The organism is Streptomyces thermoviolaceus, from assembly GCF_045209695.1.
Classification (GTDB): domain Bacteria; phylum Actinomycetota; class Actinomycetes; order Streptomycetales; family Streptomycetaceae; genus Streptomyces; species Streptomyces thermoviolaceus.
In genome coordinates, this window is record NZ_CP109280.1 from 4,927,447 (window position 1) to 4,952,588 (window position 25,142).

Here is a 25,142-nt window from a genome sequence, read left to right on the forward strand (position 1 = left end):
CTCAGGTCCGCCCCATGGTCAGGAACCGCTGCACCACCGAGACGACCAGCAGAGCCAGCAACGGCAGCGAGAACCAGAGACTTCCCTGCAGCCACCGCAGCTGACGCACCCCCGGCCGCACCGCGACCCGGACGACCTCTCGGGCGGCCAGCAGCACCACCAGCACCAGCGCCGCCACACCGCCGGCCACCGACCACGGCGTCCACGTCACCTTCGGGCCCGCCGGACCCGGAGCCGGCTCGGGCACCTCACCGGACGGCGGGGTGCGCAGCGCGTACATCGTCACGTCGTCGTTGGCGAGGACCTTCTTCAGCTCCGGCCGCTGGTCGAGATTGCGCACCAGCCGCGACTCCCAGGTGGGCGAGTAGCCCGCGGCCAGCCGCAGATACTCCACCTGACTGGTGTTGATCATCAGATAGGAGTTCGGGCCGGCGTCCTCGAGCGCCTTCACCAGACCGCCCACCAGCACCGGGTCGGCCGGTGCCTGGGTCGGCCGGTAGTCGACGCGCTCCATGTCCCGCGCGCCCCACGGCATGGCCGGCGTGACGTTGTCCACCGTGTCGCTGCTCAGCCACAGCACCCGCACGGTCGGCTTGTCGTGGGCGTAGACGTACTCCATCGCCGCGACCTCGCCGGGCCGGATCCGCTCGAACGGCTCGTTGCCCCACCGGGCCACCAGGAAGCCGCCCATGAGCAGCAGCCCGGTCAGCAGCGCGGCGAGCGGGGCCAGGCTCACCCGGTCCTTCTGCCGCTCCTCGGCGGTGACCCCGGCCCGCGGGAACAGCGCCAGCGCGGCCAGCAGCGCCGCCCCGGGCAGGGCGAACATGAACACCCGCAGCGCCATCTCGCCGCCGTAGGACTGCAGACCGAACCCGAGGAACGGCACGAGGACGAGCACCGGCAGCGAACGCTCCCGGTACTTGTGCTCACGCCGCCGCCACCAGCCCCAGCAGGCCAGCAGCAGCACCGTCCCGGCCAGCAGCACCCGCGTGTACAGCACCAGCTTGTGGGTGGGGTCGCCGCCCTCGATACGGCCCGAGACCGACGTCGAGACATTGCTGCCGATGCCACCGACCCCGCCGAACAGCTCGTCGAAGTGCCCCGACCAGTACGGCTCGGCCATGAAACCCAGCCAGAACAGCACCAGCACCCCGCACAGCAGCGGCAGCCCGCGCAGCTCCGACCGGCCGACCAGCACCAGCACCGCCGCCACGCCCAGCATCACGAACGGGGTCAGCTGATGGGCGGGGACGGTGACCGCGAACAACCCGATCAGCACGGCCAGCAGCACCGCACGCTGCCGACGCCCGGCCGGTTCGACCTCCGCCTCCCCGGGACGCACCGACGCCCACAGCATCCGCGGCGGCCGGAACCAGACCAGCAGGATCGCCACGAACACCAGATAGAGCAGGAACGTGAAGCCCTGCGGCGAGAAGTAGTCCTGGCCCACCCAGCCGCCGAGCACGAAGATCCACACGCCGGTCCAGCGGGCCCGCCAGCTCGCCCGCAGCGACCGGGCCAGCAGGAACATCGGCGCCAGATACAGCAGCTGAACGGTCATCGGCCACCAGCGGACGACCTCGGTGAGGTCGCTCAGCCCGCAGGCCCGCGCGACGAACGCGGCCACCGCGAAGAACCCGGGCCAGCTCCAGCGGGCGTCCAGGTCCGGCACGGCGGTGCCGGTGCGGTCGATGTGGTCGAGGAACCCCAGGTGCTGCCAGGCGGTCGCGAACCGCGGCTCGGTCTCGATCACCGCCGGCAGCGCATGCAGCGACACCACCGTGGCCAGCAGCGTCACCAGCAGCAGCGTCCGGTGCTCGCGACGCAGCCACAGCAGCGCGGCGAACACCGTGATCAGCAGCGCCGCGCCGGCCAGCGTCGGCAGCGGCAGCACCGAGATCAGGCCGAGCCCGCCCATCCGGTCCAGATCGCCGTCGCCGAGCCGGGCGGCGGGCACCCAGTACAGCAGCAGCGCCGCGATCAGCAGACAGCCGAGGACCACTCCGGAGCGGGTGGGCAGCAGCCGCTGCCGCCAGGAGAGCGGGAGGGTCCCGGCGGGACCGGCGTCCGCCGCGGGCCGCGCCGCGACGTCCGGCCCGGACTGCGGGCGATCCGGGCCCCGCTCGCCGTGCCCCGCCGCCTCGACGACGGCCGCCCGTCCCTCCCGGACGGCCGGCGGGTCGGGCAGCACCGCCCGTTCGGCGGTGGTGAACGGCGCGTCCGGCACGTCCGGCTGCCCGGGAGGCGGCACGGCGACACCCGTGGGCGGGGTGCCCGGCCCGGGCCGGACGTCGGGCCGGCGCTCCACGTGGTCGAAGTCGATGTGGACGCCCAGCGCCGGCGTGGCGGAGCGCACCAGCTCCGTCCGCTGCTCCTCCTCGGCATCGTCGGCCGCGTCCGTGCCCGTACCGGCGGTGTCCTTCGCCGGTGCCTCGGCCTGCGCCGCCGCGGGCGCGGCCCGCAGGATCCGGTACAGCCTGGGCGTGGCGATCGCGACGATCACCGCGAGGCTGGAGATCTCCGCGACACCGGCGCCGGTCAGGCCCATCCGCGGGAGCAACAGCAGCGTCAGCCCCAGCACCAGCACGCACAGCAGGCCCTGCAGCCAGGCCAGCCCGGCGGTCCGGCTCTGCGCCCGCAGCACCGCGAAGTACGTCTCCATCACCACCCGCAGCAGCGCCCCGACCGCGAACCAGCGCAGCAGCGGCGTGGCGGCCTGCGCATAGCCCTCGCCGAAGACGCGCAGGATCTGCGGCGCCAGCAGGAACAGCACACCGCAGACCGGCACCATGATCCGGGCCATGCGCTTCAGCGCCGCCCGGGTGTTGGCGGCCAGCCGCGCCGGGTCGTGCGAGCCCTCCACGGTGAGCGAGGCACCCATGTTGACGGCGAGCAGATTGACGGTGCCGCCGATGGTGGTGGTGATGTAGAAGTAGGCGTTGTCCGCGGAGCTGACCTGCGAGGCGATGATCACCGGGACCAGGTAGGTCACCGCGAGGGAGAACAGTGAGCCGGTGTAGTCACCGGCCAGGAACCGGCCCATCTCCTTCAGCGTCGGCGGCGTCGCGTGCCCCTCGGTGGCCTTGACGTGGCGGGGCACCAGACGCCGGAAGACCAGCCAGCCCAGCGGCACCACCGAGGTGGCGATCGCGACCACCCAGGAGACGAACACACCGGCCGTCGGGACCGCCGCGGCCAGCAGCACCAGCAGCGCCAGCTTAACCGCCGAGAACACGGTGTTGCCCACCGGCACCCAGGTCGCGCTGCGCAGCCCGGTGAGCACCCCGTCCTGCAGGGTCAGCACGTTCCAGGCCATCACCGCCACCATGAAGCCGAGCCCGTGGGTCAGGCCGTGCAGGAAGCGGTAGGACGGACCCCAGGTGTCCAGGGTGAGCAGGAACACCGTCGCCGCGAGCGCCACGACGAGGCAGCTGCCCGCGTACGTCCGGGCGATCAGCCGGCCGGTGGCCCGCCCGGAGACCGGGATGAAACGGGCCAGGGCGCCGGTGAGCGTGACCGCGGTCAGTCCGGCCAGGAACTTCATGGCCGCGATGGCGGCCGAGCCCTGACCGACGGCGTCGTCGGTGTAGTAGCGGGCGGCGACCAGCCAGAAGCCGAGGCCCAGCACCGCGGAGATCCCGGTGTTGAGCATCAGCGCGTACGCGTTGCGGAACAGCTGGCTGCCGCCGGGGGAGCGGCCCCGTCCGGGCAGGCGCAGTCGGCGGCGCGGCTGTTCGGACTCTTCGGGTGCGGTGGCCGATGCCTCGGTGGTGGTCGTCGTGTCAGACACGGGTACGAATGGCCTTCCGGCGGACCTGTCGGGCTCTGCGGACCAGGGCGTAGCCCTTGGTGAGGGCCCGGTCCACGGCGAAGGTCCGGGCTATCGCCCGGCCCTGCACCATCCGGGCGAACTCCTCGGTGGTGGTGGAACGGCGCACGGTGAGCCGCTGGAGGGCGTACGGCCCCTGCGCGCGGCGCGCCAGGCCGTTGCCGACGGCGAGCGCCTGGCGGTAGCCGGCCGCCCTCACCCGCCGGCGCACCCTGCGGTCGGAGTAGCCGTAGGGGTAGGCGAACGACACCGGTGCGCTGCCCAGTTCGGCCGTGACGATCTCCTTGCAGCGGATCAGCTCCGACCACAGGGCGTCGTCGTCGAGCTGGTCCAGCTGCGGGTGGGTGTGGCTGTGCCCGCCGATCTCCACCCCGCCGGCCGCCAGGTCGCGCACCTGGTCCCAGTCCAGCATCGTGTCCAGGCCGCCGCCGGTGTCGTAGGCCCCGCGCAGCCAGCCCGTGGAGACGAACAGAGTGGCGGTGAAGTCGTGCTTGGCCAGCTGCGGCAGGGCGTGGCGGTGCACGCCCTCGTAGCCGTCGTCGAAGGTGATCAGCACCGGGTTCTCCGGCAGCGGTGATCGGCCGCCGGACCGCCAGTGCGCGGCCAGTTCCGCGGTGGTGATCGGACGGCGGTTCAGGTCCTCCAGCACCGCCATCTGTTCGGCGAACGCCTCCGGCGACACCGACAGCGCGCGCGTGGCCTCGTTCGGCTCCCGGGCCACCGCGTGGTACATGAGCACCGGCACGGGTGCGTTCATCTCGTTCCTCCCCCCTCGCCGTCCGCGATGCGGACCACCTGGAAGCGGGTGCCGCCGCGGCGGGCGCGCAGGCTGCCGACGGCGTAGCCGCCGGCCGTCGTCAGCAGCCCGGCGACGATCGCGCCGGCCCGGCCCGCGCCGCCCGGCCGGGCCAGCAGCGCGTCCCGCAGCCCGCGGACCACGCCCGCGGGCAGCACCCGGGTGGTGTAGCGGCGTTCGGACTCGAGCCCCTGGGCCGTGCCGACGCTGCGTGCCACCAGCGCCTTGGACAGGCCCTCGGCGTAGGTGCGGGTGCGGAAGTAGCGGAACCGTTCGCGGTCGCCGGGCACCCGGTGGTGGATGACCGCCCGGTCGTCGATCAGCAGGACCGCGTCCGGCCGGGCCCGGGTGAGCCGGATGCACAGCTCCGTCTCCTCGCAGCCCAGCGGGCGCTTGTCCCCGTCCCGGCCGATGCCGGTGGCGAAGCCGCCCGCCACGTCGAAGGCGCTGCGCCGGAAGGAGGCGTTGCCGCCGAGGACGTTGCGCACCCGGACCGTGCCGGGCGGCAGCCCCCGGTAGGTGCAGCCGACCACCCAGTCGAACTCCTCCGGGAACCAGGCGGGCCGCCGGCCCGACGCCCACACCGGCACGGTCTTGCCGCCCACCGCCATCACCCGCGGGTCGGCGTAGTGCCCGGCGAAGTGGCGCAGCCAGTCCCGTTCGGCCACGGCGTCGTCGTCGAGGAAGGCGACGATCTCGCCGCGGGCGGCCGCGACGCCGGTGTTGCGGCCGGCGGACAGTCCGCGCGGGCCCGCGTTGGGCAGCACCCGCACGTCGTCCGCCTCCTTGTACTGGCTGCGCAGCCGCTCCTCGAGCGCGGTGTTGTGGTCGACGACCAGCAGCGTCTCCAGGGCCGGCCGGGACTGCGCCCGCACCGAGGAGACCGCGGCGAGGATGTCCTCCCAGCGGTCCTCGGTGTAGACGCAGATCACGACGGAGATGCCGGGAGAGCTCAAGACGTCTCCCCCAGGTCCGCCGGGTACGCGGCCAGCAGCGGGGAGTGCCGCTCCTGGCGGCGCAGTTCACGCCGGTTGGAGCGCTCCTTGAGGATCACCTTCAGCACCCGCAGCCCGTCCCGCACGGCCCGCAGATTGCTGGCGCCGTGGATGCGCAGGTACTCGTAGCTGGGGATCTCCTGCACCTTCAGCCCGGCCTTGACCACTCTGATGTTCATCAGCGTCTCGACCTCGAAGCCGGTGCAGTCCAGGTCGATCTTGTCCAGGCAGTGCCGCCAGAAGGCGTTGTACCCGTAGCACAGGTCGGTGTAGCGGGCGCCGAACTTGCGGTTGACCACCGCGCACAGGATCCGGTTGCCGAGCTTGCGGATGAAGGTCATGTCGTCGGTGCCGCCGCCGTTGGCGAAGCGGGAGCCCTTGGCGAAGTCGGCGCCGGAGACCAGCGCGGAGACGTAGGAGACGATCTCGCCGCCGTCGGCCGAGCCGTCCGCGTCCACCATCACGATGATGTCGCCGGTGCACGCCTGGAACCCGGTGATCAGGGCGTCGCCCTTGCCCTTGCCCTGCTGCCGCACGACCTTCACACCGGGCCACAGCTCGCGGGCCACCTCGACGGTGTTGTCGGTGGAATTGCCGTCGACCAGGACCACTTCGTGTATCCACGCGGGAAGGGTCTTGAAGACGTACGGCAGATTCTCCGCCTCGTTCATGGCCGGAATCACCACACTCACCGGCGGTGCGATCGCCAGGTGCGACGTGATCGGCCGGTACTGCGCTGTCGGTGACGGATCCTGACCGGAGGACGGTGGGTGGAGAACGGAACTCATGACTCGGTGTCCCTCTCGTCCGGCGGACCGCCCGTGGCCGGGCGGCCCGGCTGTGTGTCCGGGTCGAAAGGGGGGTTCTCGCCCCCGGGCACGGCGCAGCGCTCACGCGTGCCCGCGGGGTGAGCTGGCAAAGCTGGCCGGGCTGCCTGTACGGACGGCAGCCGGTCGCGCGGCACGGCCCGGCGGCCCTCGGACCACCGGGCACGGCACCCCCCTACCGCGCCCCGCGCCGGCGCGCCCCGGTCCCGAACGCCCTCCCCTGGGACCACGCGCGGGACGTACCGATGCGGGTGAGATGTACGACGGTATTGACGATTGAACCAGTATGGCAAGACCTGGAGTGGCGCCTCGGGCTTTTGTTGGAATTGCCGTCAGGCGCAGTACTCCCTCTCGTTCAGGAGCGCGAACGGATTTTTCCCATCCGCTTCAGGATTCGATCGGCGGGTTCGAAAAGTTCCGGCCGCGACACCACCAGATTCCGTAAGGCCCGCACGGGGGCGCGGCGCGCACGGTGACCGATCGCCACCGGATGACGCCTGGTCACCCAGCCCTCGTACACCTGCAACTCCCGTGTTCTGAGGGAATCCTTGTATTCCTTCTGGCCCCGGCCGAGATCGAGATAGGCGATCCCGTCCGCGGCGGCCGCCTCGGCCATGCGCAGATGCAGCACCAGTCCCGGTGAATACTTCGCGTACTGCGGGTCGTAGGCCGGGAACCAGCAGGCGAGCACCCGTTCGGTGCGCAGACCGAAATGCGCCGCGACCGGCCGGCCGTCGGCATAGAGCACCGACAGGATCCCGGCGAACGGCTCGGAGCGGGTGTGGAAGAGCCGGGTGACCAGCCGGGTGATCCACTCGTGGGCGAACCGGTCGCTGCGCCCGGTGCGGCGGTACTGTGCGGACTTCCAGGTCATCAGCGTCCGCAGCACGGCCGGGTCGCGTTCGTCGTGGACGTACGTCACCGGCCCGGCGTCCCGTCCGAGCTTGCGCTCCTTGGCGAGCGTGGTCCGGGTGAACTTCGGCGACCGGGCCCGCAGCTCGCGCAGATAGACGTCGTATCCCTGGCCGACGTCCATGACCGGGGACGGGAAGGCGCCGGTGGCCGACTCCTGGAACGGCGGCTGACCGGCCACCAGGTGGTCGAACTCCCACACCGCCATCCCGCAGGCCCGCAGCAGCTGCTTGGCGTCCCAGGTGAACCCCGGCCGGTGGACCAGGCCCTGGGCGTCGGAGACGCCGAGCCCGACGGCCCGGCCGACCCCGGCGACCGAGCGCTGGAACGGGAAGAACGCGGCCGGCTCGCCTCCGTCACGGATCACCGCGATCCGCACCCCGCGCCGGCAGTGCCCCACGGCGAGCGCGAACTCGGGCGAGAGGAAGGGGTTCGCCAGCTCCTCCGAGCCGTGCAGATGGGCCTTGGCCTGCATCGCGGTCCAGGCCGCCCGGTCGGCGGCGGTCAGCTCGCCCGGGTGGTACACGCTGATGTCCACGTCACACGCCCTGTCTTCTCGCCGCGCGGCCGCGCGGCCGTCGCAGGGGAACCAGCAGGAGAACGAGGGTGCTGACCACGGTGACGGCCACGATCCCGCCGTGGACGGACCACCGGTGCAGCGCCAGCATCGCCTGGGCCACCGTCATGTCGAGCACGACCGCTCCCGCCAGTGAGGCCAGTACGCGGCCGAAGGGATCGAGCCCGCGCAACCAGGCCGCGACGGCGGCGGCCGGCGCCGCGAGCAGGAAGAGCAGGGTCAGCGGGCCGCGCAGCGGCGAGGAGGAGTCGATGAGCGCGAGCACCAGGCCGGTCCCCGCGGCGGCCGTGACCGCGCCCGCGAGCAGCGGCGGCAGGTCTCTCCCCGGCCCCGGCCGCGCGCGTTCGCCGTCCGATGGTTCTGTGGTGATGCCTGTGGAGTGCATGGGCGACTTGCCCCCCGAAGCGCCGGATGCCGGGCTTCAATGTCGCTCAGTGGTGCACGGGCCGTCAAGATGCACAAACGACCGGTAGTCGGCGGCCGGATCCGCGCCGGTCGGTGACCACTGCTTCTCCGTCCGTCGCACGGGTCACTCCTGACGGCGCATCACCGCTTGCGTGCGCCCCCGTCTCCCTCCGATCAGCGGTCCGCTTCGCAACAAAGTTGGCATGAACACTTCCAGTCAACACGCGTAGCTGGTACCACGGTTGACGCAGCGATCCTGCTAAAGGGAGGTTCCATGAGACGTTCCCGACTTGTCGCCTATATCGGCTCTCTACTCCTGGCCGCCGGACTCACCCTGACCGGAGCGGCCTCCGCACAGGCATCGGATCAGCGGGCCGCCGCCGGTGGATACGTCGCTCTCGGCGACTCCTACTCCTCCGGTGTCGGCGCCGGCAGCTACATCGACTCCAGCGGCAGTTGCCAGCGGAGCACCAAGGCGTACCCGTACCTGTGGAACGCCGCCCACTCGCCCTCGTCGTTCGCCTTCACCGCGTGCTCCGGTGCGACGACCGACGACGTCCTCGCCGACCAGCTCGGACCGCTGAACTCCTCCACCTCCCTGGTGTCGATCAGCGTGGGAGGCAACGACGCCGGTTTCGCCGACGTCATGACGACCTGTGTGCTGCAGTCGGACAGCACCTGCCTGTCCCGCATCGACACGGCCAAGGCCTACGTCGACAACACCCTGCCCGGCAAACTCGACCGTCTGTACTCCACGATCCGCAGCAAGGCACCGTCCGCCCATGTGGTCGTGCTCGGCTACCCCCGCTTCTACCTGCTCGGCCAGACCTGCCTCGGCCTGTCCGAGACCAAGCGCTCCGCGATCAACGGCGCCGCCGACCACCTCGACGCCACCATCGCCAAGATCGCCGCGAACCACGGCTTCACCTTCGGCGACGTCCGCACCACCTTCAGCGGCCACGAGATCTGCTCCGGCAGCTCCTGGCTGCACAGCGTGGACTGGCTGAACCTCGGCCAGTCCTACCACCCCACGGCGGCCGGCCAGTCCGGCGGCTACCTGCCGGTGCTCGACGCTGCGGCCTGACGGGCCCGGTACCGCCCGCACCGTCCGGCGCACCGGGCCCGCACACCCGCCCGGTGCGCCGGCGGTCGGCCGGATCACCGGCACCGGTGACGCGCCCTCGGACCTGCCCCGGTCCGGGGGCGCTCGTCCGGTCACACGACGTGATCCGCGGCCCGGCGGCGCACGGCACCGCCCCCGCCCATCAGCGGTTCGTCAACTCCCGCCTGTCACAGGCGGATTCGGAGAGTAGCCGTCAACCCCCTTGCGCCGCCAGATGAATCCTGGGGGCGCAATACCCCTGTGCCCTTGTGGGGCGATAGGGTTAGCCTCGCCCGGGCCGGGCGGACTCGTACGGGTGGGGAGTGACATGGAACAGATAACAGTGCGCAGCAGGGCCAGGGTCCCTGCGATCACCTGCGGCAGCAGCGCCACCAGCAGGCGCCTCGACCGCCACCTGGCGGTGCTGGCGGGACCCACGGTCCCGCGGTGCGAGACGCTCGAGGCGGCCTCGCTGCTGCGTGAGCTGACCGCGCATGGCGCCCACGACGTCTCGGGCCGGCACGCCCGCGTCCGGCACGTGTCGCTGTTCGCGCCGCTGCGCCGACTGCGCCGCTCGCTGTTCGGCGGTCACTGAGCGCCGACGGCCCCGGCCGAGGCCGCTCCACAGCGCCCACCGCACCCCGCGCCCGGACCACCTCCCCGGCGCGGCATCGCGCACCCGCCGCCCGTCATCCCCACGGCGCGCGGCGACGGCGCCCCGCCGGACGGCGGGCGCGGATCCGTCGCCCGCGCCCGGCCGCGGCACCGCCCGGTGCCCCGGCCGACGTCGCCGAGTACCTCGGCATCCCCGCCCTCGTGACACGAACCGGAACGACGCGATCCGGACCGGCGCCGGCTACACCAACGCGAACTGCCCCTCCGGCCCCTCCTCGGGGTGGTCCAGGACCGTGGCCGGCCGGCGCGCCCGCTCCGGCACCGGCAGCACACCCGCCGCCCGCAGCTCCGTGGCGGTGATCTCGTCCGTCACCTGCCAGGACGCGGAGAACGGGGGAGTACGGGACAGCAGCGCCAGGACCGTGATCAGCTCCAGCAGCTGCGAGGTCCACTCCTGCGGCCATTCGGCCGGGCGGATCGCCCCGAGGGTGCCCGGATCGCCCTCCGCGACGCGGGCCTCGAACCACCGCTCGAGCACCCGGACCCCGCCGGCCTCGAAGTCCCACGCCTCGGCCGGCACCGGAGCGATCCGGCCCTCACCGAGCAGCAGTGCCTCCTCGTCACGGTCGTACCGCAGGGCCGGCGGGCGGGCCGGCAGCGCGGCGCGCACATAGGGGCGGCGGCCGCCGGGCAGCTTGGGACGCTCGCCGTCACGGCGCATCAGCCACAGCAGCCGACGCCCCCACTCCACGCCTCGCGCCCACACCTCGGCGTCCCCGGTCAACGGGACCACGAGACCGGACGGGCCCGGCCGCACCGCGGTCAGGATCCAGGCGAGCACGTCCGGCGCCTGAGGACGGTGCCCGAGCCGGACGGCCAGATGGTCCAGCAGGCCCGGCGCCAGGTTCGGGTCGGCGGCGCCGGGGCGGCGGTACAGCGGGCGGATCCGGGCCGCGCGGGCCACCGGCAGCAGCGACGTCGCCAGCAGCAGCGGCCCCCTGGGGGCCGGCGTGGCGGCGGCCTCGACCGTGAAGATCTGCCGCTCGTCCGCGACCCGCCACAGCTCGGGACGGGCCACGTCGATCAGCCGGTGATCGGGGATCAGCCACTGCTCGTCGAAGGGCCCCGCCAGCACCCGTACCGGATCGGGGCACGGACCCGCGGCCCGGGCCAGCCGTTCGGTGCCGCCGGTGCGTCCCGGAAGCTGCGCGACCGCGGTGTGCGTGGTGCGGGCGCGGGTCGGCTCGAACAGGGCCTCCCGGTCGGGTCCTTCGGCCTTCAGCAGGGCGTCCCACCGGGCCTTGAGACTGGCGGCGTCGGGGGCCGCCGGCCAGCCTCGGCCGAGCCGCGGCGATGCGACGGACCACGGCATGAGGTCCGCCAGGAGCGGAGCGTCGTCGTGCGTCACGCGGGGCATCGTACGACGCGGCACCGACCCGGCGACCGGCCGCCGGCCGGGTTGCGCACCCCGGGGAGCGACGCCGGCCGGGCGCGTCAGCTCGCGTCGAGCGTCACCGAGAAGGAGAAGCGGTCCCCGCGGTAGCGGATGACCGCGACGTCCAGCACCCGCCCCGACCGGTCGCAGGTGACCCCGGTGTAGTGCAGGATCGGGCTGAGCAGCGGCACCCGCAGCAGCCGGGCCGTCTCGGGGTCCGCGAGCCGGGCCTCCACGGTGTCGGTGATCCGGCCGATGTCCGCGCCCGCCACGTCCCGCAGCACCTTGGTCATCGGACGGCGGGTCAGGTCGTCCGGGTCGATGCGCGCGGCCAGCTCCGGACGCACATGGTTGCGGGCGTGGTTGGTCGGGTCGCCGGTCTCGTCGTCGCGGCGCAGCCGGTGGTACACGGCCACCTCGGCCAGGTCCGGGAAGTGCTCGGCGAGCCGCTCGGGCACCGGGCGTGTGCCGTGCTCCAGCAGCTCGCTGGTCATGCCGGACTGCTGGGCCACGATCGCGTCGACGGAGCCCAGCAGCCGCACGGGGGAGCCGCGCCGGGCGGCCGGCTCGATGAACGTGCCGCGCCGCCGGTGCCGGCTGATCAGCCCCTCCTCCTCCAGCTCCTTCAGCGCCTGACGCATGGTCAGCACGCTCACCCCGTAGTGCCGGGCCAGCTGCTCCTCGGTGGGCAGGCGCAGCGGGTCCTGCGGCGAGCGGCCGAGGATCGAGGCGCGCAGCGACTGCGACACCTGATACCACAGCGGCAGCTTGCGATTCAGGACGATGGAGTCCGGAGCGAACCAGGTCACGCGCCCTCCGTACCGGTCGGGCACCCCGGGCGGCGGCCGGGCTGCCGGGGGACCCTCAGTGCGCCGGGCGGAAGTGCCGCTCGAAGCCCCGCCACACGTCGTCGTAGCGCTGCTGCAGATGCTCCGCGCGCAGCGCGTGCGGGGTGAGGGCGACCGGCCAGCGGGTCTCGAACATGAACGCGAGCCCGTCGTCCAGCTTCTGCGGCCGCAGCTCGGCGGTGCTCGCCCGCTCCCAGGTCTCCCGGTCCGGGCCGTGCGCCGACATCATGTTGTGCAGCGAGCCGCCGCCCGGCACGAACCCCTCCGCCTTGGCGTCGTAGGCGCCCTCGATCAGGCCCATGTACTCGCTCATCACGTTCCGGTGGAAGTACGGCGGCCGGAAGGTGTCCTCGCCCACCAGCCAGCGCGGCGCGAAGACCACGAAGTCCACGCCGGCCAGGCCCGGGGTGTCGGACGGCGAGGTGAGCACCGTGAAGATGGACGGGTCCGGGTGGTCGTACGAGATGGTGCCCATCACGTTGAAACGGCGCAGGTCGTAGACGTACGGCACATGGTTGCCGTGCCAGGCGACCACATCGAGCGGCGAGTGGTCGTAGGTCGCCGCCCACAGATTGCCGCAGAACTTGTTCACCACTTCCACCGGGCCCTCGACGTCCTCGTACGCGGCCACCGGGGCCAGGAAGTCACGGGGGTTGGCGAGCCCGTTGGCGCCGATGGGGCCCAGCTCGGGCAGCCGGAACGGGCTGCCGTAGTTCTCGCAGACGTACCCCCGGGCGGTGGCGTCGAGGAGTTCGACCCGGAAACGCACCCCGCGCGGGATCAGCGCCACATGACCGGGCTCGGCGTGCAGCTGCCCGAACTCGGTGTGCAGCAGCAGCCCGCCCTTCTCCGGCACGATCAGCAGCTCGCCGTCCGCGTCGCTGAAGACGCGCTCCATCGAGGCGGTGGCGTGATACAGGTGCACCGCCATGCCGGTGCGCTGCGCCACGTCGCCGTTGCCGCCGAGCGTCCACAGCGAGGCCAGGAAGTCCGTGCCCGCAGCGGGCTCGGGCAGCGGATCCCAGCGCAGCCGGTTCGGGTCGGGCACGGTCTGGCGGAACGGAGCCGTGCGCAGGGTGCCGTTCCCCGTGCGGGCGAAGGGCGGGTGAGCGGCCGAGGGGCGGATGCGGTACAGCCACGAGCGGCGGTTGTGCGCCCTCGGCTCGGTGAACGCCGTGCCGCTGAGCTGTTCCGCGTACAGCCCGAGGGGAGCGCGCTGCGGGGAGTTGCGGCCCTGCGGCAGGGCGCCCGGAACCGCTTCGGAGCTGTGCTGGTTGCCGAAACCGCAGAGGTAGGACAGCCCCTCCGCCCTCTTGCGTGCGTCCCCGCTCATCGTCGCTCCTCACGCAGTGCCAGATGTGCGTCCTGAATCCTGTGCGCCACCGTAGGAATGGGCCGACCCGGGCGCAAGAGGACCTGTCCCGCCGGGCGGCACGCGTCGGCCGCCGGTCCCGTGCCGGGGGCGGACCGCAGGGGCGGTCTCCGCGCCGTGCGCGGGCAGGCGCCCTTCGGGACGACGACCCGATACGCCCCGGACGCGCCTGCCGAGGTGCGCCTGAAGTGCCACCGAGGTGCGCCTGAGGTGCCACCGAGGTGCACCTGAGGTGCCACCGAAGCGCCCGTGACGTGCCACCGAAGGGCCCCGGAGCACCGGGGGAGCGCTTCGGAAGCTCCCCGGAACGAGAGCTTCACCCGGAACGCACGGGGCGGCATCATGAGACCCGTGCCTCCTGCGACTCCGCTCCGCCGCGCACCCGTGCAGCGGCGCAGCGCCGAACGGCTGACCCGGATCCTCGACGCCTGCGCCGATCTGCTCGACGAGGTCGGCTACGACGCGCTGAGCACGCGTGCCGTCGCCGCCCGCGCGGGCGTGCCCATCGGCTCCCTCTACCGCTTCTTCGGCAACAAGCGCGCCATGGCCGACGCGCTCGCCCAGCGCAACCTGGAGCGGTACGCCGAACGGGTCACCGAGCGGCTGAAGGCGGCCGCCGACGGCGACTGGCGGGCCGCCGTGGACGCCGTGTTCGACGAGTACCTGCTGATGAAGCGCACCGCGCCCGGGTTCTCGCTCGTCGACTTCGGCAATCAGATCCCGCTCGGCGTCCGTCGCACCGAGCCCAACCACCGGGTCGCCGACCGCCTCGTCACCCTGCTCTCCGGCCGCCTGGGCCGCGAGCCCGACGACGATCTGCGCCGGGTCTTCCTGATCGCCGTGGAGACCGCCGACACCCTTGTGCAGCTCGCCTTCCGCGTCGACCCCCAGGGCGACGAGAAGATCATCGCGGAGACCCGGGAGCTGCTGTGCGCCTATCTGGGCCGGGTCCTGGACTGACCGACCTCCGACGGCGCCCACCTGCCGGGCTCACGGGCCCGGTCCGGTGCGCTTCGTCCTGCCCGGTCCACCCTGTCCTGCCCGCCTTCCCCTGAGCCCTGTCCCCACGCCCTCTCCTCCCCGCGCGCCCGCCGCGCGCCCGCCGCGCGCACCGTCCGCGGGCGCGGCACGACGGACGCGGCACGGCGTGCGCGGCACGGCGTGTCCGCCGTCGGGGTGGGCGACTGGGCCGGTCGTGTGGTTGGTGACGGCGCGTCGGGTGTCGCTCCCGCGCCGGGATGGAGGGGTGTGAAAGAGAGTCAGGTGAACGAGCGATTTGTATGAAAATCGTCTGACTCGGAGGAGCGCGCCATGCCCACCCTGACCCCACGCACCCTCGGCTCCCGTGTCGGTGCGACCGCGGCCCTGACGGCCCTGACCCTGGCGGGTGCCACGTGGCTGGCGGCACCGGTGGCCAAGGCCGCCCCGGGAGACGCCGGCGACATCAGGATCCACCGCGTGGGTGTGCCCTACGGAGTGCCGAAGGACGACCCGGTCGTCTGCAAGTTCTATCTGGAGGCGGCGAACTTCGGTGAGCTGACCACCGTCGGCTACACGATCCAGGCCCAGCCACCGCTGCCCAGCAGTGCCACCGTCACCGGTGCCATCGCCCTCGGCCTGAACTCCGGAGCCGGGCACACCGACGAGATGACGCTGGCGGACGGGCAGTACCGGCTGACCTGGACGATCGGCACCAACCCCAAGGAGAAGATCTTCCGCGTCAACTGCCACCAGGACGGACGGCACCACGGCGGCTCCGACAAGCCGATCGAGGACGGACACGGCGAGCACGGCGGTGCGGGCGAGCACGGCGGCCCGTACGGGCCCAAGGGCGGGGTGCACGCGGGCGGCGGCGGCCTCGTCGACACCGCGCAGGCCTTCTCCCCGGTGGCCGCGGCCGGGGCGGTGGGCCTGGTCGTGACCAGTACCGTCGCCTACCTCCGGCTGGTGCGCCGGCGCCCCCGCCGTGCCGCGTAGGCGCCGGCGCAGACCCTGGTACCGGACCCGCGCCTACCGTCTGACCAGGACGGCCGTGCTCGCGACCGTCCTGGTGGTGTGGGGGGTCCGGTGCGCGGGACCCCACCAGCCCACCGGCCCGGAGCGGGCCGCCGGCGCGTCCGTGCAGGCCGCGGACGGTGCGGACGGCGCCGGCGGACCGGCCGCACCCTCCGCGCGCGGCGCGACCGGAGCGGTTCCGTCCGCGCCCCCGCCCGAGCCGCTGCCCCGCTCCCGGGCGACGCATCTGCGCATCCCCTCCCTCGGGATCGACGCACCCGTCGTCGCCGTCGGCCTGGACGAGAACCGGCAGTTGCAGACCCCGCCGGTGGACCGGCCCAAGGTGGTCGGCTGGTACGACCGGGGGCCCTCACCGGGGGAGGCGGGCACCGCCATCGCGGTCGGGCACCGCGACACCGCCACCGGGGCCGCCGTGTTCGCCGCGCTGGGCCAGGTGAAGCCGGGCCGCCACATCGAGGTGCGGCGCGCGGACGGCCGTACCGCCGTCTACACCGTGGACAGGGTGAAGGTGTTCGACAAGACGCGTTTCCCGGACCAGGAGGTGTACGGCCGGGCCCGCCGCCCCGAGCTGCATCTGATCACCTGCGGCGGCCTCTACACCCGCCGCACCGGCTACTCCAGCAACATCGTCGTCTTCTCCCACCTGACGTCGACGAAGTGAACGACGTCTCGCGGCAGGCGCGGCCGAGTGGACGACGTCTGGCGGCAGGCGCGGCCGGGTGGGCGACGTCTCGCGGCAGGCGCCGCCGGGCGCACGACGTCCGACGGTCGGTGCGGCCTGGGAGCGACGGTCCCCGGCGGCGCGCGGGCGGGGCGGCGGGGAGCCGCGCCTGCGCGCCGCGCCCCGGACGCCGCGGCATATGCCACGCGCCCCACTCGGTCACGAATCCGTTCGAGATCGCGTCCGCCGTCTTCCCCGGGTGAGCGCGTTCCGTTAACTTCCGTGACTCACAGGCCTCATACGTCCCGCACGAGGCGTTCTCGCGCTGCGCTCCCAGCGCTCGGGTGACTTGTCGAAGGCACGGTGTCATGACGCGCGCCATCTCTCTGCACGACGTGAGCAAGACCTACACCAGCAAGGGCCCCCGGGTCGTGGACCGGCTGTCGCTGGACATCGCACCCGGCGAGTTCCTGGTGCTGCTCGGACCGTCCGGCTGTGGCAAGTCCACCCTGCTGCGGATGATCGCGGGACTGGAGGAGATCACCGAGGGAGAGCTGCTGCTCGACGGCGAGTACGCCAACGACCTGCCGCCGGCCGGCCGGGACATGGCGATGGTCTTCCAGAGCTTCGCGCTCTACCCGAACATGACCTGCCGGGACAACATCGGCTTCCCGCTGCGCATCGCCACGCCCGCGGCCGACCCGCGTCCCCACGTCGACGCCACCGCACGGATGCTGGGCATCGAGGACCTCCTGGACCGCTTCCCGCGGCAGCTCTCCGGCGGTGAGCGGCAGCGGGTGGCCATGGGCCGCGCCATCGCCCGGCGACCCTCCGCCTTCCTGATGGACGAGCCGCTGTCCAACCTCGACGCCAAGCTGCGCACCCATCTGCGCGCCGAGATCTCCCGGCTCACCCGGGACCTGGGTGTCACCACGGTCTACGTCACCCACGACCAGTCCGAGGCCATGTCCCTGGGCGACCGGGTGGCCGTGCTGCGCGGCGGTGTGCTGCAGCAGGTCGGCACGCCGCGCACCGTCTACGCGCTGCCCCGCAACGTCTTCGTCGCCGCCTTCATCGGCACCCCGCGCATCAACCTGCTGCGCGGCCTGGTCCGCGCCCCGCTCGGCGGCGCCATGACCATCCGCCTCGGCACCCAGTCCCTGCTGCTGCCCGAGCCGCTGTCCCGGGACCACCAGTTGCTCCGTGTCCAGCAGGGCCGCGAGGTCGTCGTGGGACTGCGGTCGGAGGCGGTCCGCATCGCCGCACCCTCCGCCGCCCGCCCCGGCGAGGTGCCGCTCACCGGAGTCGTGGAGCACCTGGAGTTCCAGGGGCACGAGGTCCTCGTGCACGTGGACACCGGGTCCAGCCCGGCGCACGTGCCCGAGCTGGAGGCGGCGCGCCCGGACCGCCGGCCGGTGCGCAGGCGCCGCCGCGAGAGCAGGGTGCTGGAGCGGCTGCGGGAGAGGGCCGGAGCCCTGCGCGGCGCCCCGGTGGCCGTGCTGGACCGGCCCGCCGAGCCCGCACCGCCGCCGCCCGCCGCCGCGCAGCCCCGGCTGCCCGGCGACCTGGTGGTGCGCGCCACCCCCGACCTCGCCCTCCGGCCCGGCGTGCAGGTGCCGCTCCTGGTGGACCTCGCGCACCTGTTCGTCTTCGATCACCACGGCGAGCGTGTCTGCCCGGCACCGGAGCGCGCACCGGACCTGACGGAGTGACCCCCGGTCGTGTGTGCGCGGAGCCTCTGGCGCCGTAAAACTATCGACGCTAGTTTGTGGCTTCACCGACAGGCCGTGACGCGGACGGCCGCCCGCCCTGCGCGGCGGACGGCCCGACGAGGCACCCCGCCCCGGAGGAGCACATGAAGGCACACGACGGCATGTACATCGGCGGCGCCTGGCGCCCCGCCGCGGGTGACGAGGTCATCGAGGTGGTGAACCCGGTCGACGAACAGATCGTCGCGACCGTGCCGGCCGGCACCGCCGAGGACGTCGACGCGGCGGTGCGCGCCGCCCGCGCCGCCTTCCCCGCCTGGGCGGCGACCCCGCCCGCCGAGCGCGCCGCCCGCCTGGCCGCCCTGCGGGACGTCCTCCAGACCCGCAAGGACGAGATCGCCGAGACGGTCACCGCGGAACTCGGCGCGCCGCTCGCCCTCTCCCAGGCGGTGCACGCCTCCGTGCCGATCGCGGTCGCCGCCTCCTACGCCGACCTGGCCGCCACGTACGCCTTCGAGGAGAAGGCGGGCAACTCCACGATCCACCACGAACCCGTCGGCGTGGTCGGCGCGATCACCCCCTGGAACTACCCCCTGCACCAGATCGTCGCCAAGGTCGCCCCCGCGCTGGCCGCCGGCTGCACCGTCGTCGTCAAGCCGGCCGAGGACACCCCGCTCACCGCCCAGCTGTTCGCCGAGGCCGTGCACGAGGCCGGGGTCCCGGCCGGCGTGTTCAACCTCGTCACCGGGCTCGGCCCGGTCGCCGGGCAGGCCCTCGCCGAGCACCCGGGCACCGACATGATCTCCTTCACCGGCTCCACCGCGGTCGGCAAGCGGATCGGCGCCCTCGCCGGCGCGGCCGTCAAACGGGTCGCCCTCGAGCTGGGCGGCAAGTCCGCCAACGTCGTCCTGCCCAGCGCCGACCTGGCCCGGGCGGTGAACGTCGGCGTCGCCAACGTCATGTCCAACTCCGGCCAGACCTGCAGTGCCTGGACCCGGATGCTGGTCCACCGCGACCAGTACGACGAGGCCGTCGAGATGGCCGCGGCCGCCGCCGGCAAGTACGGCGACCGCATCGGACCGGTCGTCAGCGCACGGCAGCAGGCCCGGGTGCGCGGCTACATCGAGAAGGGGATCGCCGAGGGCGCCCGCCTGGTCGCCGGCGGCCCCGACGCCCCGCGCGAGCGCGGCTACTTCGTCCGCCCCACCGTCTTCGCCGACGTCACCCCCGAGATGACGATCGCCCAGGAGGAGATCTTCGGCCCGGTGCTGTGCGTGCTGCGCTACGAGGACGAGGAGGACGCCCTGCGCATCGCCAACGGCACCGTCTACGGCCTGGCCGGCGCCGTCTGGGCGGGCGACGAGGCGGAGGCGGTCGCCTTCGCCCGCCGTATGGACACCGGCCAGGTCGACATCAACGGCGGCCGGTTCAACCCGCTCGCCCCCTTCGGCGGGTACAAGCAGTCCGGCGTCGGCCGTGAACTCGGACGGCACGGACTGACCGAGTACCTGCAGACCAAGTCCCTCCAGTTCTGAAGGAGCCCGCGCCATGGCCGTCCGTGCCGCCGTCCTGCCCGCCGTCGGCTCGCCCCTGGAGATCACCGAGATCGAGCTGCCCGCTCCCGGACCCGGCCAGGTCCGTGTCCGTCTCGCCGCCGCCGGTGTCTGCCACTCCGATCTGTCGCTGAGCAACGGCACGATGCGTGTGCCGGTCCCCGCCGTCCTCGGCCACGAGGGCGCCGGCACCGTCGTCGCCACCGGCGAGGGCGTCACCCATGTCGCCCCGGGCGACGCCGTCGTCCTCAACTGGGCTCCCTCCTGCGGCAGCTGCCCCGCCTGCGCGCGCGGCGAGGTGTGGCTGTGCGCCGAGGCGCTCACCGGCGCCGCCGGCCTCCACGCCCGCACCGTCGCGGGCACCGAGGTGCACCCGGGGCTGAACGTCGCCGCCTTCGCCGAGGAGACCGTCGTCGCCGCCTCCTGCGTGCTGCCGCTGCCGGAGGGCGTCCCGCTCACCGACGCCGCCCTGCTCGGCTGCGCCGTCCTCACCGGCTACGGTGCCGTCCACCACGCCGCGGCCGTCCGGCCCGGGGAGACCGTCGCCGTGTTCGGCGCCGGCGGGGTGGGCCTGGCCACGATGCAGGCCGCCCGGATCGCGGGCGCCGCGCAGATCGTCGCCGTCGACGTCTCCCCGGCCAAGGAGGAACTGGCGCGCGCCGCGGGCGCCACCGACTACGTGGTGGCCTCCGCGACCACGCCGCGTCAGATCCGCGCGCTGACCGGCGGGCAGGGCGTCGACGTCGCCGTGGAGTGCGTGGGCCGCGCCGTCTCCATCCGCGCCGCCTGGGAGTCCACCCGCCGCGGCGGCCGCACCACGGTGGTCGGCATCGGCGGCAAGGAGGAGCAGGTCACCTTCAACGCCCTGGAGATCTTCCACTGGGGCCGCACCCTCAGCGGCTGCGTCTACGGCAACTGCGACCCTGCCCGGGACCTGCCCGTGCTCGCCGAGCACGTTCGCGCGGGCCGCCTGGACCTGGGCATGCTGGTCACCGAGCGCATCGGCCTGGACGGCATCCCGGCCGCCTTCGAGAACATGACGGCCGGCAAGGGCGGCCGGTCCCTGGTGGTGTTCTGAGACCGGGTGCTGCGCGACAGGTCACGGCCCGCCCGGGCGGCTCAGCCCGAGGCGGGCCGCACGATCTGCCGGTACTGCTGCTCCAGTCCGTCCAGCAGTGCCCTCAGCCCGGTCTCGAACGCCCGCTCGTCGATCTTCTCCTGCTGCTCGGCCAGCAGATGCGCCTGGCCGAGGTGCGGATAGTCGGCCGGGTCGTAGGCGCCGGCGTCGTTCACGAAACCGCCGGCGAAGGAGCCGAGCGCGGACCCCATGACGAAGTAGCGCATCAGTGCGCCGATCGAGGTGGCCTGGGCCGGCGGCCAGCCGGCGTCGACCATCGCGCCGTACACGGCGTCGGCGAGGCGCAGCGCGGCGGGCCGGCGGCCGGGGCCGCGGGCGAGCACCGGCACGATGTTGGGGTGGTCGCGCAGGGCGGCCCGGTAGGAGACGGCCCAGTCGTGCAGCGCGGTCCGCCAGTCCCGGCCGTCCTCGAACATCGACAGATCCACCTGGGCGCTGACCGAGTCCGCGACCGCCTCGAGGATCTCGTCCTTGGTGCGGAAGTGGTTGTACAGCGACGGCCCGCTCACCCCCAGTTCGGCGGCGAGACGCCGGGTGGAGACGGCCGCGAGGCCCTCCGCGTCCACGAGATCCCGCGCCGCCTGGACGATGCGGTCGGTGCTGAGCAGGGGCTTGCGCGGTCGGGCCATGGCGCACATAGTAGGGCTGCGCGCAAAAACTAGCAGTGATAATTAAAATCTGTGACTTTCAAGATCTGGCATCGGTGGGGTGACGCGTGGTGAACCTGGAGCTGAGCGAGGAGCAGGAGGCGGTCCGGCAGCTGGCCCGGGACTTCGTCGAGCGCGAGATCACCCCGTACGCGGCCGCCTGGGACCGGGCCGAGGAGGTCGACCGCGGCATCGTCGAGAAGCTCGGCGAGGTCGGTTTCCTCGGCCTGACCATCGACGAGACCTACGGCGGCTCGGGCGGCGACCACCTCGCCTACTGCCTGGTCACCGAGGAACTGGGCCGCGGCGACTCCGCCGTGCGCGGCATCGTCTCCGTCTCCCTCGGCCTGGTCGCCAAGACGATCGCGACCTGGGGCAGCGAGGAGCAGAAGCGCACCTGGCTGCCGGGCCTGACCAGCGGGCAGTACGTCGGCTGCTTCGGGCTCACCGAGCCCGGCACCGGCTCCGACGCCGCCCACCTGACCACCCGGGCGGTGCGCGACGGCGACGACTACGTCGTCAACGGCACCAAGATGTTCATCACCAACGGGACCTGGGCCGACGTGGTGCTGCTCTTCGCCCGGTCCACCGACGCCCCCGGCCACCAGGGCATCTCCGCCTTCCTCGTCCCCACCGACACCCCCGGCCTGAGCCGCCGCACCATCCACGGCAAGCTGGGCCTGCGCGGCCAGGCGACCGCCGAGCTGGTCCTCGAGGACGTGCGCGTGCCCGCCTCCGCGATGCTCGGCCCCGAGGGCAAGGGCTTCTCGGTGGCCATGTCCGCCCTCGCCAAGGGGCGGATGTCGGTGGCCGCCGGCTGCGTCGGCATAGCCCAGGCCGCGCTGGACGCGGCCGTGAAGTACGCGGGGGAGCGCGAGCAGTTCGGCAAGAGCATCGCCCACCACCAGCTCGTCCAGGAGCTGATCAGCGACATCGCCGTGGACGTGGACGCCGCCCGCCTGCTGACCTGGCGGGTCGCCGACCTCATCGACCGCGGCGAGCCCTTCGCCGTGGAGTCCTCCAAGGCCAAGCTGTTCGCCTCCGAGGCCGCCGTGCGCGCCGCCCACAACGCCCTGCAGGTCCACGGCGGCTACGGCTACATCGACGAGTACCCGGCGGGCAAGCTGCTGCGCGACGCCCGTGTGATGACCCTCTACGAGGGCACCAGCCAGATCCAGAAGCTGGTCATCGGGCGGGCGCTGACGGGGGTCTCCGCCTTCTGATGTGGTGCCGGGGCGTGGGACGTCCGCCGGGGGTGCTCGCGGCTGAGTACCTGCTCCGCGCCTGAGTACCTCGGCTGAGTATCCCGGCGGATGCGGCGGCGGCCCGGGGTGCGGATGCTCGGCGCATGAACGACACACCGGTCAAGCAGCAGAGCACGGCCGCGTTCTACGGCCAGGCCGTCGCCTCCTTCGCCGTCGCCCTGGCCGCGACCGCCGTCGGCATCGCCCGCCTGAACGCCGACGCCTGGGTGCGGGCCTTCCTCGGCATCGCCGTGCTGTACCTGGTCACCTCGGCCTTCACCCTCGCCAAGGTGATCCGGGACCGCCAGGAGGCGGGACAGATCGTCCACCGCGTCGACCAGGCCCGTCTGGAGAAGCTGCTCGCGGAACACGACCCCTTCGAGAAGCTGTGACCCCCGTGCCCCGCGCCTGCCGGGGCCGGCCTAGGCAGGTGCGGCCGACGACCGGCCGGCGCCCCATCTCTAAGCGCCCGCTCACCGGCAGCGGTATGGTGGTGCTCCTGTCACCGGAAGGGGCGAGGGAGAACGATGAGTACGGCGGAGGACACGATCGGCGGCGACGCGGAACCGTGGGCCGAGGTCACCCCGGACGCGGCGCGCCGGCTGCTGGTCGCCGCCGTGGAGGCCTTCGCCGAGCGCGGCTACCATGCCACGACCACCCGCGACATCGCGAGCCGCGCCGGCATGAGCCCGGCCGCGCTCTACATCCACTACAAGACCAAGGAAGAGCTGCTCCACCGCATCAGCCGGCTCGGGCACGAGAAGGCCGTCGCCATCCTGCGCTCGGCGGCCCGGAGCGAGGGCAGCGCGGCCGAGCGGCTGGCGGAGGCCGTCCGCTCCTTCGTCCGCTGGCACGCCGGGCGGCGCACCACGGCACGCATCGTGCAGTACGAGCTCGACGCGCTCGGCCCCGAGGCCCGCTCCGAGATCGTCGCGCTGCGCCGCCAGTGCGACGCCGAGGTGCGCGGCATCATCGAGGACGGGGTGCGCGCGGGCGAGTTCGACGTGCTCGACGTGAAGGGCACGACGCTCGCCGTGCTCTCGTTGTGCATCGACGTGGCCCGCTGGTTCAACGTGAACGGCCCCCGCACACCCGACGAGGTCGGCGCGCTCTACGCCGACCTCGTGCTGCGGATGGTGGGCGCCGCCGAGAAGTAGCCGCGCCCGTCGAGGGCGGCAGTGCCCTTCGGAGGCAGCCGCGTCCGTCGGCGGCGGCCGCCTCCGTCGGAGGGAACCGTGCTCGTCCAAGGGCGCCGCGCCCGTCAGAGGTAGTAACGGGACACCGACTCCGCCACGCACACCGGCTTGTCGCCGCCCTCCCGCTCCACGGTGAAGGCGACCGTCACCTGCACCCCGCCGGGCACTTCCTCGACCTTGGTGATGGTGGCGGTGGCGCGCAGCCGGGAGCCGACCGGCACGGGGGAGGGGAAGCGCACCTTGTTGGTGCCGTAGTTGACCCCCATCTTCACGCCCTCGACCCGGATCAGCTGCGGCCCGAACAGCGGCAGCAGCGACAGGGTGAGGTAGCCGTGGGCGATGGTGGTGCCGAACGGGCCCGCCGCGGCCTTCTCGGGGTCCACGTGGATCCACTGGTGGTCGCCGGTCGCCTCCGCGAACAGGTCGATCCGCTTCTGGTCGATCTCCAGCCAGTCGGTGTACCCCAGCTGCTCGCCCACCGCCGCCTTCAGCTCGTCGGCGGACGTGAAGATCCTCGGCTCTGCCATGTGCCCGGCCCTTCGCTCGCGTGTCTAAGCAACTGCTTAGCATGGTCGGGCGGGGGGACGATGTCAACGGACCCGGCGCGGCGGGCCTGGGTAGGCTTGGCGGGGTGCCGCAGATTCCCGAGAGCATCCACGAGCTGACCGTCGGCCAGGTGTCCGCGCGCAGCGGCGCCGCCGTCTCCGCGCTGCACTTCTACGAGGCCAAGGGGCTGATAACCAGTCGGCGCACCCCGGGCAACCAGCGCCGCTACAGCCGGGACACGCTGCGTCGGGTCGCCTTCATCCGCGCCGCGCAGCGCGTGGGCATACCGCTCGCCACGATCCGCGAGGCACTGGCCGAACTGCCCGAGGAACGCACCCCGACCCGGGAGGACTGGGCCCGGCTCTCCGAGGCCTGGCGTGCCGAGCTGGACCAGCGCATCGCCCAGCTCAACCGGCTGCGCGACCACCTCACCGACTGCATCGGCTGCGGCTGCCTGTCCCTGGAGTCGTGCGTGCTGTCCAACCCCGACGACATCTTCGGCGCCCGCCGGACCGGCTCCCGCCTGTTGCTCGAGCGCAAGGACCGGACTCCGGCAAGGAAGGACCGGACGTCGCAACGGTAGGACCGGGTGCCCGAGCGGAAGGGCCGGGTGCCGGTGGACAAGGACCGGGCGACGCGGACGCCGCACCGCGGGCCCGGACGCCCGGGCGGACCACGGCGAGGGCGCGGGAGCCGACGGCGTGGCTCCGCCGGCTTCC

General features: G+C 73.2%; 23 protein-coding genes. 12 read left to right on the top strand and 11 right to left on the bottom strand.

Annotated features, from left to right (window positions below; translation table 11 throughout):
* Nucleotide 1: 1 nt before the first annotated feature.
* From OG899_RS21465 to OG899_RS21490, 6 genes are all read right to left on the bottom strand, one after another.
* Nucleotides 2-3,790 (bottom strand): lipopolysaccharide biosynthesis protein, encoded by a 3,789-nt coding sequence (locus OG899_RS21465; RefSeq protein WP_125498485.1) that lies wholly within the window; start codon nucleotides 3,788-3,790, stop codon nucleotides 2-4.
* Nucleotides 3,783-4,586, bottom strand: a complete 804-nt coding sequence (locus OG899_RS21470; protein ID WP_125498486.1) for a polysaccharide deacetylase family protein — start codon at nucleotides 4,584-4,586, stop codon at nucleotides 3,783-3,785. The genes OG899_RS21465 and OG899_RS21470 overlap by 8 nt, the downstream gene beginning before the upstream one ends.
* Nucleotides 4,583-5,581 carry a glycosyltransferase family 2 protein gene (locus tag OG899_RS21475; protein WP_356849484.1) on the bottom strand — a complete coding sequence of 333 codons (999 nt, stop codon included), beginning with the start codon at nucleotides 5,579-5,581 and terminating at the stop codon, nucleotides 4,583-4,585. Before OG899_RS21475 ends, OG899_RS21470 begins: the two co-directional genes overlap by 4 nt.
* Complete coding sequence (locus OG899_RS21480) at nucleotides 5,578-6,408, bottom strand: glycosyltransferase family 2 protein (protein WP_125498488.1); 831 nt, start codon at nucleotides 6,406-6,408, stop codon at nucleotides 5,578-5,580. The genes OG899_RS21475 and OG899_RS21480 overlap by 4 nt, the downstream gene beginning before the upstream one ends.
* Before the next feature lie 394 nt (nucleotides 6,409-6,802).
* On the bottom strand, nucleotides 6,803-7,897 hold the full coding sequence (locus OG899_RS21485) for a GNAT family N-acetyltransferase (protein WP_125498489.1): 1,095 nt from the start codon (nucleotides 7,895-7,897) through the stop codon (nucleotides 6,803-6,805).
* Nucleotide 7,898: 1 nt separating this feature from the next.
* Entirely contained in the window at nucleotides 7,899-8,321 is a 423-nt protein-coding gene (locus OG899_RS21490) for a hypothetical protein (protein WP_229813803.1), read from the bottom strand.
* 294 nt (nucleotides 8,322-8,615) lie between these two features.
* Between OG899_RS21490 and OG899_RS21495 the strand changes: the two genes are divergently transcribed.
* The gene (locus tag OG899_RS21495; protein WP_168130767.1) at nucleotides 8,616-9,425 is read left to right on the top strand and encodes an SGNH/GDSL hydrolase family protein; all 810 of its coding nucleotides are present in this window, start codon (nucleotides 8,616-8,618) and stop codon (nucleotides 9,423-9,425) included.
* A 346-nt stretch (nucleotides 9,426-9,771) separates the two neighbouring features.
* Nucleotides 9,772-10,038 carry a hypothetical protein gene (locus OG899_RS21500; protein ID WP_168130766.1) on the top strand — a complete coding sequence of 89 codons (267 nt, stop codon included), beginning with the start codon at nucleotides 9,772-9,774 and terminating at the stop codon, nucleotides 10,036-10,038.
* Between the two features lie 261 nt (nucleotides 10,039-10,299).
* Here the strand turns inward: OG899_RS21500 and OG899_RS21505 are convergent, their stop codons facing one another.
* The 3 genes from OG899_RS21505 to hmgA form a co-directional block, all read right to left on the bottom strand.
* Entirely contained in the window at nucleotides 10,300-11,475 is a 1,176-nt protein-coding gene (locus OG899_RS21505) for a type ISP restriction/modification enzyme (RefSeq protein ID WP_168130765.1), read from the bottom strand.
* 77 nt (nucleotides 11,476-11,552) lie between these two features.
* Complete coding sequence (locus OG899_RS21510; RefSeq protein WP_168130764.1) at nucleotides 11,553-12,302, bottom strand: GntR family transcriptional regulator; 750 nt, start codon at nucleotides 12,300-12,302, stop codon at nucleotides 11,553-11,555.
* Between the two features lie 55 nt (nucleotides 12,303-12,357).
* A complete protein-coding gene (gene hmgA, locus OG899_RS21515) occupies nucleotides 12,358-13,674 on the bottom strand; it encodes a homogentisate 1,2-dioxygenase (protein WP_168130763.1) in 1,317 nt (438 codons plus the stop codon).
* A gap of 381 nt (nucleotides 13,675-14,055) precedes the next feature.
* Here hmgA and OG899_RS21520 point away from each other — a divergent pair, with 381 nt between their 5' ends.
* The 6 genes from OG899_RS21520 to OG899_RS21545 all read left to right on the top strand — a co-directional run bounded on the left by OG899_RS21520 (nucleotide 14,056) and on the right by OG899_RS21545 (nucleotide 20,730).
* Nucleotides 14,056-14,673, top strand: a complete 618-nt coding sequence (locus OG899_RS21520) for a TetR/AcrR family transcriptional regulator (protein WP_125498495.1) — start codon at nucleotides 14,056-14,058, stop codon at nucleotides 14,671-14,673.
* Between the two features lie 351 nt (nucleotides 14,674-15,024).
* Nucleotides 15,025-15,690: a hypothetical protein gene (locus OG899_RS21525; protein WP_125498496.1), complete on the top strand. Its 666-nt coding sequence runs from the start codon at nucleotides 15,025-15,027 to the stop codon at nucleotides 15,688-15,690.
* Nucleotides 15,680-16,390, top strand: coding sequence for a class F sortase (locus tag OG899_RS21530; protein WP_125498497.1), 711 nt, complete (start codon nucleotides 15,680-15,682; stop codon nucleotides 16,388-16,390). Before OG899_RS21525 ends, OG899_RS21530 begins: the two co-directional genes overlap by 11 nt.
* Nucleotides 16,391-16,758: 368 nt before the next feature.
* Nucleotides 16,759-18,102 (top strand): ABC transporter ATP-binding protein, encoded by a 1,344-nt coding sequence (locus OG899_RS21535; protein ID WP_189427724.1) that lies wholly within the window; start codon nucleotides 16,759-16,761, stop codon nucleotides 18,100-18,102.
* A gap of 143 nt (nucleotides 18,103-18,245) precedes the next feature.
* Nucleotides 18,246-19,634 (top strand): aldehyde dehydrogenase family protein, encoded by a 1,389-nt coding sequence (locus tag OG899_RS21540; RefSeq protein ID WP_125498498.1) that lies wholly within the window; start codon nucleotides 18,246-18,248, stop codon nucleotides 19,632-19,634.
* Between the two features lie 13 nt (nucleotides 19,635-19,647).
* Complete coding sequence (locus OG899_RS21545; RefSeq protein ID WP_125498499.1) at nucleotides 19,648-20,730, top strand: Zn-dependent alcohol dehydrogenase; 1,083 nt, start codon at nucleotides 19,648-19,650, stop codon at nucleotides 20,728-20,730.
* Between the two features lie 41 nt (nucleotides 20,731-20,771).
* On the opposite strand, the gene OG899_RS21550 is transcribed toward OG899_RS21545, so the two are convergent.
* Nucleotides 20,772-21,419, bottom strand: coding sequence for a TetR/AcrR family transcriptional regulator (locus OG899_RS21550; RefSeq protein ID WP_125498500.1), 648 nt, complete (start codon nucleotides 21,417-21,419; stop codon nucleotides 20,772-20,774).
* An 89-nt stretch (nucleotides 21,420-21,508) separates the two neighbouring features.
* Here OG899_RS21550 and OG899_RS21555 point away from each other — a divergent pair, with 89 nt between their 5' ends.
* From OG899_RS21555 to OG899_RS21565, 3 genes are all read left to right on the top strand, one after another.
* Entirely contained in the window at nucleotides 21,509-22,660 is a 1,152-nt protein-coding gene (locus OG899_RS21555; RefSeq protein ID WP_125498501.1) for an acyl-CoA dehydrogenase family protein, read from the top strand.
* 125 nt (nucleotides 22,661-22,785) lie between these two features.
* Nucleotides 22,786-23,073, top strand: coding sequence for a YiaA/YiaB family inner membrane protein (locus OG899_RS21560; RefSeq protein WP_125498502.1), 288 nt, complete (start codon nucleotides 22,786-22,788; stop codon nucleotides 23,071-23,073).
* A 135-nt stretch (nucleotides 23,074-23,208) separates the two neighbouring features.
* On the top strand, nucleotides 23,209-23,838 hold the full coding sequence (locus OG899_RS21565; RefSeq protein ID WP_125498503.1) for a TetR/AcrR family transcriptional regulator: 630 nt from the start codon (nucleotides 23,209-23,211) through the stop codon (nucleotides 23,836-23,838).
* A gap of 104 nt (nucleotides 23,839-23,942) precedes the next feature.
* Here the strand turns inward: OG899_RS21565 and OG899_RS21570 are convergent, their stop codons facing one another.
* Nucleotides 23,943-24,404: a MaoC family dehydratase gene (locus tag OG899_RS21570; RefSeq protein ID WP_125498504.1), complete on the bottom strand. Its 462-nt coding sequence runs from the start codon at nucleotides 24,402-24,404 to the stop codon at nucleotides 23,943-23,945.
* A 104-nt stretch (nucleotides 24,405-24,508) separates the two neighbouring features.
* Between OG899_RS21570 and soxR the strand changes: the two genes are divergently transcribed.
* Nucleotides 24,509-25,006, top strand: a complete 498-nt coding sequence (gene soxR / locus OG899_RS21575; protein ID WP_125498505.1) for a redox-sensitive transcriptional activator SoxR — start codon at nucleotides 24,509-24,511, stop codon at nucleotides 25,004-25,006.
* Nucleotides 25,007-25,142: the final 136 nt, after the last annotated feature.